The organism is Candidatus Pelagibacter communis (assembly GCF_001180025.1).
Taxonomy (GTDB): domain Bacteria; phylum Pseudomonadota; class Alphaproteobacteria; order Pelagibacterales; family Pelagibacteraceae; genus Pelagibacter; species Pelagibacter ubique_A.
Genome location: NZ_CVSK01000030.1, coordinates 100,480 through 114,082, shown reverse-complemented (window position 1 = coordinate 114,082; position 13,603 = coordinate 100,480). Strand labels below are relative to the sequence as shown.

At 31.0% G+C, this 13,603-nt stretch carries 25 protein-coding genes; all 25 read left to right on the top strand.

What is annotated here, in order from left to right:
- The first annotated feature begins 92 nt into the window (after nt 1-92).
- The 25 genes from rpsL to AMN83_RS01010 are packed head-to-tail and all read left to right on the top strand — an operon-like array spanning nt 93 to nt 13,593.
- Entirely contained in the window at nt 93-464 is a 372-nt protein-coding gene (gene rpsL / locus AMN83_RS01130) for a 30S ribosomal protein S12 (RefSeq protein WP_023853696.1), read from the top strand.
- A complete protein-coding gene (rpsG, locus tag AMN83_RS01125; protein WP_075485276.1) occupies nt 464-934 on the top strand; it encodes a 30S ribosomal protein S7 in 471 nt (156 codons plus the stop codon). Before rpsL ends, rpsG begins: the two co-directional genes overlap by 1 nt.
- A gap of 6 nt (nt 935-940) precedes the next feature.
- On the top strand, nt 941-3,019 hold the full coding sequence (gene fusA, locus AMN83_RS01120; protein WP_075503646.1) for an elongation factor G: 2,079 nt from the start codon (nt 941-943) through the stop codon (nt 3,017-3,019).
- Nucleotides 3,019-3,327: a 30S ribosomal protein S10 gene (rpsJ, locus tag AMN83_RS01115; RefSeq protein ID WP_023853699.1), complete on the top strand. Its 309-nt coding sequence runs from the start codon at nt 3,019-3,021 to the stop codon at nt 3,325-3,327. Before fusA ends, rpsJ begins: the two co-directional genes overlap by 1 nt.
- A gap of 2 nt (nt 3,328-3,329) precedes the next feature.
- Entirely contained in the window at nt 3,330-4,040 is a 711-nt protein-coding gene (gene rplC / locus AMN83_RS01110; protein WP_075503644.1) for a 50S ribosomal protein L3, read from the top strand.
- Nucleotides 4,040-4,663 carry a 50S ribosomal protein L4 gene (rplD, locus tag AMN83_RS01105; protein ID WP_075503642.1) on the top strand — a complete coding sequence of 208 codons (624 nt, stop codon included), beginning with the start codon at nt 4,040-4,042 and terminating at the stop codon, nt 4,661-4,663. The genes rplC and rplD overlap by 1 nt, the downstream gene beginning before the upstream one ends.
- Nucleotide 4,664: 1 nt before the next feature.
- The gene (gene rplW, locus AMN83_RS01100; RefSeq protein ID WP_075503640.1) at nt 4,665-4,958 is read left to right on the top strand and encodes a 50S ribosomal protein L23; all 294 of its coding nucleotides are present in this window, start codon (nt 4,665-4,667) and stop codon (nt 4,956-4,958) included.
- 3 nt (nt 4,959-4,961) lie between these two features.
- Complete coding sequence (gene rplB, locus AMN83_RS01095; protein ID WP_023853703.1) at nt 4,962-5,801, top strand: 50S ribosomal protein L2; 840 nt, start codon at nt 4,962-4,964, stop codon at nt 5,799-5,801.
- Nucleotides 5,801-6,097, top strand: a complete 297-nt coding sequence (rpsS, locus tag AMN83_RS01090) for a 30S ribosomal protein S19 (protein ID WP_023853704.1) — start codon at nt 5,801-5,803, stop codon at nt 6,095-6,097. The genes rplB and rpsS overlap by 1 nt, the downstream gene beginning before the upstream one ends.
- Nucleotides 6,098-6,099: 2 nt before the next feature.
- Complete coding sequence (gene rplV, locus AMN83_RS01085) at nt 6,100-6,498, top strand: 50S ribosomal protein L22 (protein ID WP_075503637.1); 399 nt, start codon at nt 6,100-6,102, stop codon at nt 6,496-6,498.
- On the top strand, nt 6,482-7,159 hold the full coding sequence (gene rpsC / locus AMN83_RS01080) for a 30S ribosomal protein S3 (RefSeq protein ID WP_075503634.1): 678 nt from the start codon (nt 6,482-6,484) through the stop codon (nt 7,157-7,159). The genes rplV and rpsC overlap by 17 nt, the downstream gene beginning before the upstream one ends.
- A gap of 2 nt (nt 7,160-7,161) precedes the next feature.
- A complete protein-coding gene (gene rplP, locus AMN83_RS01075) occupies nt 7,162-7,572 on the top strand; it encodes a 50S ribosomal protein L16 (protein WP_075503628.1) in 411 nt (136 codons plus the stop codon).
- Nucleotides 7,572-7,763 (top strand): 50S ribosomal protein L29, encoded by a 192-nt coding sequence (gene rpmC, locus AMN83_RS01070; RefSeq protein WP_023853708.1) that lies wholly within the window; start codon nt 7,572-7,574, stop codon nt 7,761-7,763. Before rplP ends, rpmC begins: the two co-directional genes overlap by 1 nt.
- A complete protein-coding gene (rpsQ, locus tag AMN83_RS01065; RefSeq protein ID WP_075503625.1) occupies nt 7,756-7,992 on the top strand; it encodes a 30S ribosomal protein S17 in 237 nt (78 codons plus the stop codon). Before rpmC ends, rpsQ begins: the two co-directional genes overlap by 8 nt.
- Nucleotides 7,992-8,360: a 50S ribosomal protein L14 gene (rplN, locus tag AMN83_RS01060; RefSeq protein ID WP_023853710.1), complete on the top strand. Its 369-nt coding sequence runs from the start codon at nt 7,992-7,994 to the stop codon at nt 8,358-8,360. Before rpsQ ends, rplN begins: the two co-directional genes overlap by 1 nt.
- The gene (gene rplX / locus AMN83_RS01055) at nt 8,360-8,605 is read left to right on the top strand and encodes a 50S ribosomal protein L24 (RefSeq protein ID WP_075503623.1); all 246 of its coding nucleotides are present in this window, start codon (nt 8,360-8,362) and stop codon (nt 8,603-8,605) included. Before rplN ends, rplX begins: the two co-directional genes overlap by 1 nt.
- Nucleotides 8,605-9,159, top strand: coding sequence for a 50S ribosomal protein L5 (rplE, locus tag AMN83_RS01050; RefSeq protein WP_075503621.1), 555 nt, complete (start codon nt 8,605-8,607; stop codon nt 9,157-9,159). The genes rplX and rplE overlap by 1 nt, the downstream gene beginning before the upstream one ends.
- A gap of 2 nt (nt 9,160-9,161) precedes the next feature.
- Nucleotides 9,162-9,467: a 30S ribosomal protein S14 gene (gene rpsN, locus AMN83_RS01045; RefSeq protein WP_023853713.1), complete on the top strand. Its 306-nt coding sequence runs from the start codon at nt 9,162-9,164 to the stop codon at nt 9,465-9,467.
- 11 nt (nt 9,468-9,478) lie between these two features.
- Entirely contained in the window at nt 9,479-9,874 is a 396-nt protein-coding gene (rpsH, locus tag AMN83_RS01040; RefSeq protein WP_075485249.1) for a 30S ribosomal protein S8, read from the top strand.
- Nucleotides 9,874-10,413 (top strand): 50S ribosomal protein L6, encoded by a 540-nt coding sequence (gene rplF / locus AMN83_RS01035; RefSeq protein WP_075503619.1) that lies wholly within the window; start codon nt 9,874-9,876, stop codon nt 10,411-10,413. Before rpsH ends, rplF begins: the two co-directional genes overlap by 1 nt.
- Complete coding sequence (rplR, locus tag AMN83_RS01030; RefSeq protein ID WP_075503617.1) at nt 10,413-10,769, top strand: 50S ribosomal protein L18; 357 nt, start codon at nt 10,413-10,415, stop codon at nt 10,767-10,769. Before rplF ends, rplR begins: the two co-directional genes overlap by 1 nt.
- Nucleotides 10,770-10,771: 2 nt before the next feature.
- Nucleotides 10,772-11,287 (top strand): 30S ribosomal protein S5, encoded by a 516-nt coding sequence (gene rpsE, locus AMN83_RS01025; RefSeq protein ID WP_075503615.1) that lies wholly within the window; start codon nt 10,772-10,774, stop codon nt 11,285-11,287.
- Nucleotides 11,287-11,739: a 50S ribosomal protein L15 gene (rplO, locus tag AMN83_RS01020; RefSeq protein WP_075503613.1), complete on the top strand. Its 453-nt coding sequence runs from the start codon at nt 11,287-11,289 to the stop codon at nt 11,737-11,739. The genes rpsE and rplO overlap by 1 nt, the downstream gene beginning before the upstream one ends.
- A 9-nt stretch (nt 11,740-11,748) precedes the next feature.
- Complete coding sequence (gene secY, locus AMN83_RS01015) at nt 11,749-13,029, top strand: preprotein translocase subunit SecY (RefSeq protein WP_075503611.1); 1,281 nt, start codon at nt 11,749-11,751, stop codon at nt 13,027-13,029.
- Nucleotides 13,030-13,593 (top strand): adenylate kinase, encoded by a 564-nt coding sequence (locus AMN83_RS01010; protein WP_075503610.1) that lies wholly within the window; start codon nt 13,030-13,032, stop codon nt 13,591-13,593.
- Nucleotides 13,594-13,603 lie beyond the last annotated feature (10 nt).

The window sequence follows — 13,603 nt, the reverse complement described above, 5'->3', positions numbered from 1 at the left end:
AATGTAGTGCTTTTAACGGTACTAAACGCTGCCACAAAATAACCTGTCAGTTATTTTCATCTAAAAATAAATTAATTAATTTTAAAAAATTTATGCCAACTATTAACCAGTTGTTAAGAAAAAAAAGAGTGAAACCAGCAGCGAGGAACAAAGTTCCTGCTCTACAAAAGCAACCTTTAAAGAGAGGTGTTTGTGTAAAAGTTTATACAACAACTCCTAAGAAACCAAACTCTGCATTAAGAAAAGTTGCTAGAGTGAGATTGTCAAATGGATTTGAAGTTACAGCTTATATTCCAGGCGAAGGTCATAACCTTCAAGAACACTCGGTAGTTCTGATTAGAGGTGGTAGAGTAAAAGATTTACCAGGTGTTCGTTATCATATTTTAAGAGGTAATCTAGATACACAAGGTGTTGCAAATAGAAAACAAAGAAGATCTTTATACGGAACGAAAAAAGGTAAATAATGTCTAGAAAAAAAACTCAACCGAAAAAAAATGTAGTTCCAGATCCAAAATTCAAATCAACTATTATTCCTAAATTAATCAACAATATCATGTATGACGGCAAAAGAGGTATTGCTGCTAAAATAGTTTATGATGCTATAGATAAAATTAAAACAAAAACTAAAGATGAACCGATTAATATTTTTAATGAAGCAATTAATAACATCAAACCAACTGTAGAAGTTAGATCTAGAAGAGTTGGTGGTGCAACTTATCAAGTTCCTGTTGAGGTAAAAAGTAAAAGAGCACAAGCCTTAGCTATTAGATGGTTAGTAGAATCAGCAAGAAAAAGAAAAGATAAACATATGGCAGATAAAATTTTTAATGAGCTTTATGATGCTTATGAAAAAAAAGGAGCTGCTGTTAAAAAAAGAGAGGATGTACATAAAATGGCAGAGTCTAACAAGGCATTTGCTCATTTTAGGTGGTAATAAGATATGGCTAGAACTCATTCATTAGATAAATATAGAAATATTGGGATCATGGCCCATATAGACGCTGGGAAAACAACTACTACAGAGAGAATTTTATATTATACAGGTAAGAGCCATAAAATTGGTGAAGTGCATGATGGTGCAGCAACCATGGATTGGATGGAGCAAGAACAAGAAAGAGGAATTACAATTACTTCTGCAGCAACTACTTGTTTTTGGAATGATCACAGAGTTAACATCATTGATACCCCAGGTCACGTAGACTTTACTATTGAAGTAGAGAGATCTTTGAAAGTTTTAGATGGTGCCGTAGCTGTTTTTGATGGTGTAGCGGGTGTAGAACCACAATCTGAAACAGTATGGAGACAAGCAGACAAATATAAAGTTCCAAGAATTTGTTTTGTAAATAAACTGGATAGAACAGGTGCTGATTTCTTTAGATGTGTTGACATGATTAAAGATAGATTAGGTGCAAAGCCATTAGTATTACAAGTTCCTATTGGAATTGAGGCTTCTTTAACTGGAGTTGTTGATTTAGTTAAAATGAAAGCTCAAGTTTGGAAAAATGAGGCATTAGGTGCTGAATGGGAATACAAAGATATTCCTGATGATCTTAAAGAAATTACTGAAAAATATAGAACAGAATTAGTCGAAACTGCTGTAGAACAAGACGAAAAATTAATGGAGTCTTATTTAAATGGAGAGGAAATTAAAGAGGAAGATTTAGTTAAGTGTATAAGAAAAGGAACATTGAACTTTAGTTTTGTCCCAGTTTTAACTGGATCTGCGTTTAAAAATAAAGGTGTTCAACCTTTATTAGATGCGGTTGTAAACTACTTGCCAAGCCCAGTAGATATTGGCTCAATTAAAGGCACAAAAGTTGGTTCAGAAGATGAAGTTGAGATGAAATTTGATGATGGCTCTTCTTTTTCAGGTTTGGCTTTCAAAGTTGCAAACGATCCATTTGTAGGTTCTTTAACATTCGTTAGAATTTATTCTGGTACGATTAAGTCTGGAACTGCCGTATATAATTCTTCATCTGATAAGGAAGAAAGAGTTGGTCGTATGCTTTTAATGCATGCTAATTCAAGAGAAGATATTAAAGAGGCTAATGCAGGTGATATTGTTTCACTAGCAGGATTAAAAAATACTATGACAGGTCACACTTTATGTGACAAAGAAAATCCAGTTTTATTAGAGCCAATGGAATTCCCAGACCCAGTAATTGAAATTGCTGTAGAGCCAAAAACAAAAGGTGACCAAGAAAAAATGGGTGAAGCATTAGCAAGATTAGCTAAAGAGGATCCATCATTTAGAGTTTCTTCAGATGAAGAGTCGGGTCAAACAATCATTAAAGGTATGGGTGAACTTCACTTAGATATTATTGTTGATCGAATGAAAAGGGAATTTAAAGTTGAGGCAAACGTAGGTGCTCCACAAGTCGCTTACAGAGAAACTATAGAAAAATCTGCTGAGTATGAATACATACATAAAAAACAGAGCGGTGGTGCTGGTCAGTTTGCTAAGGTTAAATTATTTGTTGAACCTCAAGAACCAGGAAAAGGAAGAGAAGTTGAAAGTGCTATTAAGGGTGGAGCTATTCCAAAAGAATTCATTCCTGGTGTTGAAAAAGGTATTGAAACTGTGTCTGATAGTGGAATTTTGGCAGGTTTCCCAATGATTGATTACAAAGTAACTATTGTTGATGGTTTACATCACGATGTTGACTCAAGCGTTTTAGCCTTTGAACTTGCAAGTAGAGCATGTTTTAAAGAAGCTTGTACTCAAGGTGGATTAAAACTTCTAGAACCAATTATGAGAGTAGAAGTCGTTACTCCTGAGGACTATATGGGAGATGTTATAGGTGATTTAAACAGTAGAAGAGGGCAAATTAGCACTCAAGAACAAAGAGGAAATGCAACTGTGATTACAGCTATGGTTCCTCTAGCAAATATGTTTGGTTATATCAATAATCTTAGATCAATGTCACAAGGAAGAGCGCAATATTCAATGTTCTTTGATCATTATTCTAAAGTTCCTCAAAACGTTCAAGATGAAGTAACTAAAAAGGTAGCGGGATAATGGAAAAGCAAAACATAAGGATAAAACTAAGAGCGTACGATAATAAGGTTCTAGACGCTTCTACAGAAGAAATTGTAAACACAGTTAAAAGAACTGGAGCTACAATTAAAGGACCTATTCCATTACCTACAAGAATTGAAAGATACACAGTATTAAGATCACCTCATATAGATAAGAAAAGTAGAGAACAGTTTGAGTCAAGAACACACAAAAGACTAATAGATATCATTGAACCAACACCACAAACTGTAGAAGCATTGATGAAACTTGATTTAGCTTCTGGTGTAGATGTGGAGATTAAAATTTAATTATGAGCGAGATAGCATTATTAGGAAAAAAAATTGGAATGACGAGAGAATTCTATAAATCCGGTCAGTTAGTTCCTGTGACTGTGCTTAAGGTTGAAAAAGCTAGAGTTATTCAGGTTATTGAAGAGGAAAAAAGAGGATACAAAGCTGTTCAGCTTGGATATGGAAAAATTAAAAATTCAAAATTAACAAAAGCAATGAAAGGTGTTTTTTCAAAAAAAAATACAGAAGCTAAAAAAAAATTAAAAGAATTTAGAGTAAATGATACATCAGTGTACAAAGAAGGAAACGAGTTTGGTTTAGAAATATTCAAAGACATTAAATTTGTAGACACAAGATCAAAGACAATTGGTAAAGGTTTTGCAGGTGCTATGAAAAGACATAATTTTGGTGGTTTAAGAGCCAGTCACGGTGTTTCAATATCACACAGAGCACATGGTTCGACTGGGCATAGTCAAGATCCAGGAAAAGTTTTTAAAGGAAAAAAAATGGCTGGTCATATGGGTGACAAGCTGAGAACAATGCAAAATATTGAAATAATAAAAACTGACTTAGAAAACGAACTTCTTTACTTAAAAGGGTCAATACCGGGCTCAAAAAATTCCGAGGTAATGGTTAAAAAATCTGTAAAAAATTTAAATAAAATGACAATTGGTGAGAAACAAGCAGCTGCTGAAGAGGCTAAAAAAACACCTGAGAAAAAGAAAAAATAATGAAATTAGATAAAATTAGCATAGACGGAAAAAAAGATAGTATTGAGGTTTTGGATAAGATTTTTTCTGCAAAAATTAACCATAAATTAGTTAGCGCTGTTCTTTATAAAACAAATGCTAATTACAAAGGTAGACATGCCAAAACTAAACAACAAAATGAAGTAAAAGGACCAACTTCAAAAATATATGCTCAAAAAGGGACCGGTGGTGCAAGGCATGCTAGTAGAAAAGCTCCTATATTTGTTGGTGGTGGTATTGCTCATGGACCAAAAGGTGAATTAGCTTATAAAAAAAGAAAATTAAACAAAACAGAGAAAAAACAAAGCGTAGCTTCATTAATTACTGAAAAAAATAAGAATAAAAATTTATTAATCCTAAATGATTTTAGTTCTGAAATTAAAAAAACAAAAGAGATGAACTCAATTATTAATAAACTTGAAATTAAAAATTCACTAATAATTTTAGATAAAAATTCAAAAGAAAAAATTGAAAAATCAGTGAGAAATATTCCAAATATTAAAGTTACTGATGTAAATCATTTTAGTGCTTACGATATTATTAAATTTAAAAAAGTTGTTTTTACAGAAAGTTCAGTAAAAGAATTAGAAAAGAGATATTCATAAAATGGAAAAAATACACTTATACGACAAAATTCTTTCACCAGTTGTTACTGAGAAATCAACTAACTTATCTGAACTGAATAAAATTGTTTTTAAAGTTCCAAATGGTGCAAATAAGAAAAATTTAAAAAAGAATATTGAAAAAATATTTAAAGTTAATGTGACTAAGATAAATATTATTAACAAACAAAATAGAACAAAAGTTACCAGAGGTAGAAAAGTAAAAGTATCTGGATATAAGAAAGCAATAATTACTCTAAAAAAAGGTCAGAGCATTGATCTAACAACAGGAATTTAATAAATGGCATTAAAAACTTTTAAACCATATACAAAATCTACAAGAGGCACTATTTTAGTTGATAGAACTGGTTTATGGAAAGGTAAACCATTCAAGACCTTAGTTTCACCTAAAAATGCGATGAAAGGTAGAAATAATAACGGTCATATTACCTCTATTAATAGAGCCGGTGGACATAAAAAAATGTACAGACATGTGGATTTTTATCGAAAAAAATTCGATATGGAAGCCACAGTTGAAAGAATTGAATATGATCCTAATAGATCATGCTACATAATGTTAGTTAAATTTGAGGATGGTACTCACTCATATTTCTTAGCACCACAAAAAATTAAAGTTGGAGATAAAGTTGAAAGTGGTTCTAAAAAAGAAATTAAAGTAGGCAATTGTATGCCATTACAAGATATACCAGTGGGTATTAATATACATAACGTTGAGATACAGCCAGGTGGTGGTGGAAAAATCGCTAGAGCAGCTGGTTCATCAGTTACTATTAGTGGTCTAGATGGGAACTATAGTTTAATAAAATTAGCCTCAGGTGAAGTGAGAAAAATAGATTCAAGAGCTTTAGCTACAATTGGAATTTTAAGTAATCCAGATCAAAAAAATATCAAAATTGGAAAAGCAGGTAGATCAAGATGGTTGGGTAGAAGACCTCATACTAGAGGTGTTGTTAAAAACCCAGTTGATCACCCACATGGAGGTGGTGAAGGAAAATCTGCTGGAGGAAGACATCCAGTTTCACCTACAGGACAATCTGCTAAAGGTTTAAAAACTCGAGATAATAAAAGAACAGATAAATTTATAGTTAAGAGAAGAAATAAGAGGAAGGATACTAAGTAATGGCTAGAGCAGTTTGGAAAGGTCCGTTTGTAGAAGAAAGCTTGATGAAGAAAGTTGACAAGTATAAAGACGATCCAAAGAAAATTCCTATTAAAACTTGGTCAAGAAAATCTACAATTTTACCAGATTTTGTAGGTGTAAGTTTTCAAATTTATAATGGTAAAAAATTTATTCCAATAACTGTTTCAGAAGATATGGTTGGGCATAAATTAGGTGAGTTTGCACCAACTAGAACATTCTTTGGTCATACACCAGCTGATAAAAAAGCTAAACCAGCAACAGCAGAGAAGAAATAATTATGGGCAAGAAAAAGAAAATAGATAAATCTAACGAAAAAACAGTGAAATCTATTAATAACGGTATTAGATCAAGTGTTAGAAAGTTAAATCCAATACTTAAAAGTATCGTTGGCAAAAAAGTTGATGTTGCTATTAGAGATTTACAGTTTTCAGAAAAGAGAGTTACTAGAGATGTTAGAAAAACTATCAGTTCAGCTGTAGCCAATGCTGAAAATAATTTTCAATACGATATTGATAAATTAATTGTTAAAGAAGCATATTGTGGAAAAAAAATAGTTATGAAAAGATTTAGACCAAGAGCTAAAGGAAGAGCAGCACCAATATTAAAACCTTGGTCAACTGTTACAATTATTTTATCAGAAGCAAAACAAATGGAGAAGCATGGGGCAAAAAGTTAATCCTGTAGGTTTTAGATTAGGTGTCAACAGAGGATGGGACTCTGTGTGGTATGCTAAGAAAAAAGATTTTGGAAATTACCTAATCGAAGATTTTAAAATTAGGGAATATATCAAGAAAAATGTAATCAACTCTGGTGTATCTAAGGTAATGATCGAAAGAACATCTAATAAATGTTATGTTACAATCTATACTTCTAGACCTGGATTTGTTATTGGAAAAAAAGGAAGTGATATAGACAAAATTAAAAATAATCTTTCAAAATTCACAACAAATGAAGTTAATCTAAATATTAAAGAAGTTAAAAAACCTGAAACTAACGCTTATTTAGTAGCTGAAAACATAGCTCAGCAGCTCGTTAAAAGAATTTCTTATAGAAGAGCTATGAAAAGAGCAATGCAATCATGTATTAGACTTGGAGCAAAAGGAATTAAAGTTTCTGTAAGTGGAAGACTCGGGGGAAATGAAATAGCCAGAACAGAGTGGTTAAGAGATGGAAGCATTCCATCACATACTTTAAGAGCTGATATAGATTATGCAGAGGCAGAGGCTCTTACGACATATGGAATTATTGGTATTAAAGTTTGGATTTATAAAGGTGAAGTTTTTGCTAGAGAATTTAGCCAAGAAACTAACAAGGTAACCCCAAAGGAAGGTAAATAATAATGCTTCAACCTGTAAGAACAAAGTGGAGAAAAGCGCATAAAGGCAGAATTCACGGTACTGCTACTAGAGCAAGTACTATTAATTATGGTGCTTACGCATTAAAAGCTTTACAGCCTGAAAGAGTTACTGGAAAACAGATAGAAGCTGCAAGAGTTGCTTTAACAAGACATATGAAAAGACAAGGAAGAGTTTGGACAAGAATATTTCCAAATATACCAGTTTCAAAAAAACCAATTGAAGTCAGAATGGGTAAAGGAAAAGGTTCACCAGAATACTTTGCGTGCAGAGTAAAACCAGGAAGAATATTATTTGAAGTTGATGGTGTTTCTGAGCAAATTGCAAAAGAAGCTTTATACAAAGCATCAGCAAAATTACCTATAAAGACCAAAACAATTAAGAGATTTGCATAATGAAAAAACAAGAAATTAAAAAATTATCAAAGGACGAAATTGTGAAAAATATCGATAAACTTAAAAAAGATCTTTTTAATTTCAGATTTCAAAAAATGAATTCACAAGTAACAAACCCAGCTAAAATTGGAGAAACTAGAAAAACAATAGCAAGATTAAAAACAATTTTAAAAGGAAAAGCAAATGCCTAAAAAAATACTTACAGGTGTAGTTATAAGCGACAAACCAAATAAAACAGTTACTGTTATGGTAGAACGTAAATATTCTCATCCAGTTCTAAAAAAAGTAATCAGAGTTAGAAAAAACTATAACGCTCACGATGAAAATAATAAGTTCAAAACCGGCGATAAAGTTTCAATTATTGAGAGTAAACCTTTTTCTAAAAATAAAAAATTTCAAGTTATGGAGAGTGCAAAGTAATGATTGGTGTTCAAACAGAGTTACAAGTAGCTGATAATACTGGTGCAAAAAGAATTGAGTGCATTAAAGTTCTAGGTGGATCTAAAAGAAGATACGCTAGCATTGGTGATACAATTGTAATTGCAGTTAAAGAGGCGATACCTAAAGGAAAAGTTAAAAAAGGATCTGTCCATAAAGCTGTAGTTGTAAGAGTTAAAAAGGGAATTCACAGAAATGATGGTTCTAAAGTAAGATTTGACAATAATGCTGCTGTATTAGTTGATGACAAGGGGGAGCCAGTAGGAACAAGAATTTTTGGACCAGTTACAAGAGAATTAAGAAGTAGAGGTCAAATGAAAATTATTTCTTTGGCACCGGAGGTTTTATAATGATTAAAAAAGGTTTGAAAGTAAGAGTTTTAACTGGAAAAGATAAAAAAAAAGAAGGTGAAGTTATTGAAATTGATAGAGCTAATAACAGAGCAAAGGTTAAAGAAATAAATATGGTAAAAAAACACGTTAAAACAACTAAAGAGAAAAAAGGTGGAATTTTTCCTAAAGAAAGTTTTATACATATTTCAAACCTAAAACTAATTGATGAAAAAGTTGCAAAAAAAAAAGAGGCTAAAAAATAATGACACCAAGATTAAAAGAAATATTTAATAAAGAAATTCAACCTGCGTTAAAAGACCAGTTTGGTTTTAAGAATATTTATATGGCACCAAGAATTGAGAAAGTTATTTTAAATATGGGTCTTGGTTTAGATGCTTCAGATTCTAAGATTTTAAAATCATGTGAAGAAGATATGGCTAAAATTACTGGACAAAAACCAGTAACAACAAAATTTAAAAAATCAGTTGCGAATTTTAAAACAAGAAAAGGATCAAACGCTGGTTTAAAAGTAACTTTAAGAAAAAATAGAATGTATGAATTCTTAGATAGATTAGTGAATATTGCATTACCAAGGATTAAAGATTTTAGAGGTTTGTCACCAAAAGGCTTTGATAAATTTGGTAATTATACATTTGGAATTAAAGAGCATATAATTTTTCCAGAAGTAAGCTTTGATAGAGCAGACAAAGTTAGAGGTTTAGATATAGTAATAGTTATTAAAACAATAAATAAAGAGCATAGTTTTGCGTTACTAGAAAAAATGAATTTTCCATTTATTAAAAAAGGAGATAATTAAATATGGCAAAGTTAAGCGCTGTTAATAAAAATAAAAAAAGAATTAAGCTTTCAGATAGGCTTTACAAGAAAAGACAAGCATTAAAGAAGATTGTAATGGATAAAAAGATTCCATTAGAAGAAAGATTTAAAGCGCAACAAAAATTATCTAAACTGCCAAGAAACTCGGCTAAAACAAGAGTTATGAATAGATGTGAAATTACTGGAAGACCTCATGGTGTTTACAGAAAATTAAAAATTTCAAGAATTGCATTAAGACAATTAGGATTACAAGGAAAGATACCTGGCTTAGTTAAATCTAGCTGGTAGAAAGGAAAATTATGAGTTTAAGTGACCCAATAGGAGATATGATTGCAAGAGTGAAGAATGCTCAAGCCAGAAATCATAAAAAGGTAGAATTACCTTCATCTAATTTTAAAACAAAAATTGCAGATATACTTAAAAATGAAGGTTTTATTAAAGATTTTAAAGTAAGTTCTGAAGAAAAGAAACCAATTCTATCATTAGAACTTAAGTACCATTCAGGTAATCCAGTAATTAGTGCTTTTGAAAGAGTATCAAAACCTGGAAGAAGAATTTTTTCATCTGCAGATAGCTTACCCAAAATAAATAATGGTTTAGGAATTGCTATTGTATCAACTCCAAAAGGAGTAATGACTGATATAGATGCTAGAAAACAAAAAGTTGGTGGCGAAATAATTTGTAAGGTATTTTAATGTCTAAAATAGGTAAAATAAACATATCGATCCCAGAAAAAGTAAAAGTTGCTTTAGCCGGAAATATTATAAATATAGAGGGACCTCTAGGGAAAAAATCAATCAATGTTGATCTAGATATGTTTAATTTAGATATAATTGAGGGTAAAGAAATTTCTATTAAACCAAAAAAAGTAGATCAAAACTCAAAAAGACTTTGGGGAATGAATAGAAGTTTAATCAATAATGCTGTTATTGGATCAAGCACAGGTTATGAAAAAACCTTAGAATTAGTTGGTGTTGGTTATAGAGCAGCGTTAAAAGGAAATCAGTTAAACTTACAATTGGGTTATAGTCATGATATCAATTTTGACATACCAGAGGGCATTAAAATTGCCGTAGAAAAACAAACAACATTAAAAATTACAGGCTCTGACAAGCAGCTAGTTGGTGAAGTTGCTTCTAAAATCAAAACATTAAGAAAAATCGAGCCATATAAAGGAAAAGGTGTTCGAGAAAAAGGACAGTATGTTCTTAAAAAAGAGGGTAAGAAAAAGTAATGAAATTAAACACTAGTATAAGAAAAAGATTTAGAGTTAGTAATAAAGTTAAAAAAGTTGCTTCAAAAGATAGATTTAGATTAAGTATTTCTAGATCATCAAAAAATATTTCAGCTCAAATAATTGATGATACAAAAAACGTAACCTTGTTATCAGCTTCATCTGTAGAAAAAGATCTTAGATCAGCAGACAAAGTTAATAAAACTGAACTATCTAAATTGGTTGCTCAAAAATTAGCTAAAAAAGCTCAAGAGAAAAAAATTACTAAAATTTACTTTGATAGAGGTTCTTATAAATATCATGGTAGAATTAAAGTTTTTGCAGAAACTCTAAGAGAAAACGGGATGGAATTTTAAGTATGGAAAATATAAAAGATAAAAAAACTGACGATATATTAGAGAAATTAGTTCACATAAATCGTATTACTAAAGTTGTTAAGGGTGGAAGAAGATTTGGATTTTCAGCGCTTGTAGTTGTTGGAAATCAAGCAGGTAAAATCGGTATAGCTCACGCAAAAGCAAAACAAGTACCTGATGCTATAAAAAAAGCAAATGAGATGGCAAGAAGAAAACTTACTCATATACCATTAAGAGAAGGCAGAACGATACATCATGACGTTAAGGCAAAAGACGGCTCAGGTAGAATAGTGCTAAGAGCTGCTTCTAAAGGAACAGGTATTATTGCAGGCGGACCTGTTAGGGCAGTCTGTGAAGTTTTAGGTGTAAAAGATATTGTTGCAAAATCTATGGGAACTTCCAATGCGCACAATGTTATTAGAGCTACAATGAAAGCATTAATGAAACAAAGTTCACCAAAACAAATATCAGCAATTAGAAATAAAAAAATTTCTGAAATAATTGAAAAAAGAGGATAATGATTACTTTAAATAATAGAGAAAAAATCAATAAATCTAAAATAAGAGTTGGAAGAGGAATTGGTTCGGGTAAAGGAAAAACATCAGGTAGAGGTGTTAAAGGTCAAAAATCAAGATCCGGCGTAGCTATAAAAAGTTTTGAAGGTGGTCAAATGCCATTATACAGAAGACTTCCAAAAAGAGGTTTTAACCCAATATCAAAAGAGAGTGTAGCAATTTTAAATCTAGATAAAATTCAATCTTACATAGACAAAAAAAACATTAATCCGAATGAAGTATTAAACACGGAAATATTAAAAAAACTCAAATTAATAAATAAAAACTCTAAAAAATTAAAAATTTTGGGTTCTGGAGAAGTAAAAGATAAAATTAATATTGAAGCTGACCTAGCATCTAAATCAGCAATAGAAAAACTAGAAAAAATTGGTGGATCTATTCAATTAAAAAAATAGTTTGTTTATATGAGCGCATCATCATCAACAAATGATTTAAGAAATAGAATTATATTTACTATTTTAATTCTAGCCGTTTATAGATTTGGAACTTTTGTACCTTTACCAGGCATAGATCCTGAGCAATTAAAGATAATGATGGAAGGTAACCAAAAAGGGTTACTTGGTATGTTTAATGTTTTTGCAGGAGGTGCAGTTAGCAGAATGGCTATATTTGCATTAGGAATTATGCCTTACATTTCTTCTGCTATAATTGTTCAACTTTTAACTGGTGTTACTGAATATTTTAAAAATTTAAAAGCACAAGGTGAGACTGGTAGAGCTAAAATTACACAAATCACTAGATATGGAACAGTATTACTTGCTACAGTGCAAGGATATGGTTTATCAGTTGGTTTGGAGTCATCAGCAGACTTAGTGATTAATCCAGGAGCTTTTTTTAAAATAACCACTGTTACAACGATTGTTGCAGGAACAGTATTTTTAATGTGGTTAGGTGAACAGATTACTCAAAGAGGTATTGGTAACGGTATATCTTTAATAATTTTTGCTGGTATTGTGGCTGAAATTCCAAGAGCTTTGGTAACGACTTTTGAATTAGGTAGAACTGGTGCAGTTTCAACTTTTATGATCTTGGCAATATTTGTTCTATTAATAGTTACAATTCTTTTTGTGGTTTTTATGGAAAGAGCATTAAGAAAAATTCTAATTAATTATCCTAAAAGACAAATGGGTAACAAAATGTATGGAGGAGAGTCTTCACATTTACCTTTAAAAATAAATCAGGCTGGAGTAATTCCTGCAATTTTTGCTTCTGCACTTCTATTACTACCAGTAACATTCTCAAATTTTTCATTTTCTAACAATGAAACATTTTTAAACTTGAGCTCTTATTTTACTCAAGGACAACCTCTTTATATGTTACTATATGCATCAGGAATAATATTTTTTACTTTTTTTTATACTTCTATAACATTCAATCCAACCGAAACTGCTGAGAATCTTAGAAAGTATGGAGGATTTGTACCAGGAATTAGACCAGGCGAAAGTACTGCGTTGTACATTGAAAATATTTCAACAAAACTAACTACAATTGGTGCTCTATATTTAACCCTAGTTTGTTTGATGCCAGAATTTTTAATTGCAAACTATCCAATACCTTTTTATTTAGGTGGTGCATCTATATTAATTGTTGTTGTAGTAGCTATCGATACTGTAACACAAATACAAACTAGATTAATGAGTTCACAATACGAACAACTGATTAAAAAAACAAAATTTGGTAAGTAAGTGAATATAATTTTATTTGGACCTCCTGGTGCTGGAAAAGGTACTCAGTCTAAATATCTAGTAAACAAATTAAATGCTTTTCAAATTTCAACAGGTGATCTTTTAAGAGAAGAAATCAAAAAAAATTCAGACATTGGTAAAGCAATAACCAATGACATGAAGAACGGAAAATTTATAAGTGATGATATTGTTAATAAACTTATTGAAAATTTAATATCTGATCCTCAAAAAAAAAATAAATTAATCTTTGATGGATATCCTCGATCATTAAGTCAGGCTAAAAATTTAGAAGTATTACTAAAAAATTCAAATCAGAGTATAGATTTAATTTTATTCCTAAACGTAGATAAAGAAACAATTCTAAAAAGACTTGAGAAGAGAAAAATTATAGAAAAAAGATCTGATGATGATACTCATACGATAGTTTTAAGGTATGAGAAATACATGGAAACAACCCAACCAGTTCTAAATTTCTACTCTGAGAATCCAAATTTTAAAGAGATTGATGGAAGCTTAGAAATTGAAGAAATAACAAGGAAAATAGATGCTTTTATCAATGTATAAGACGTTGACT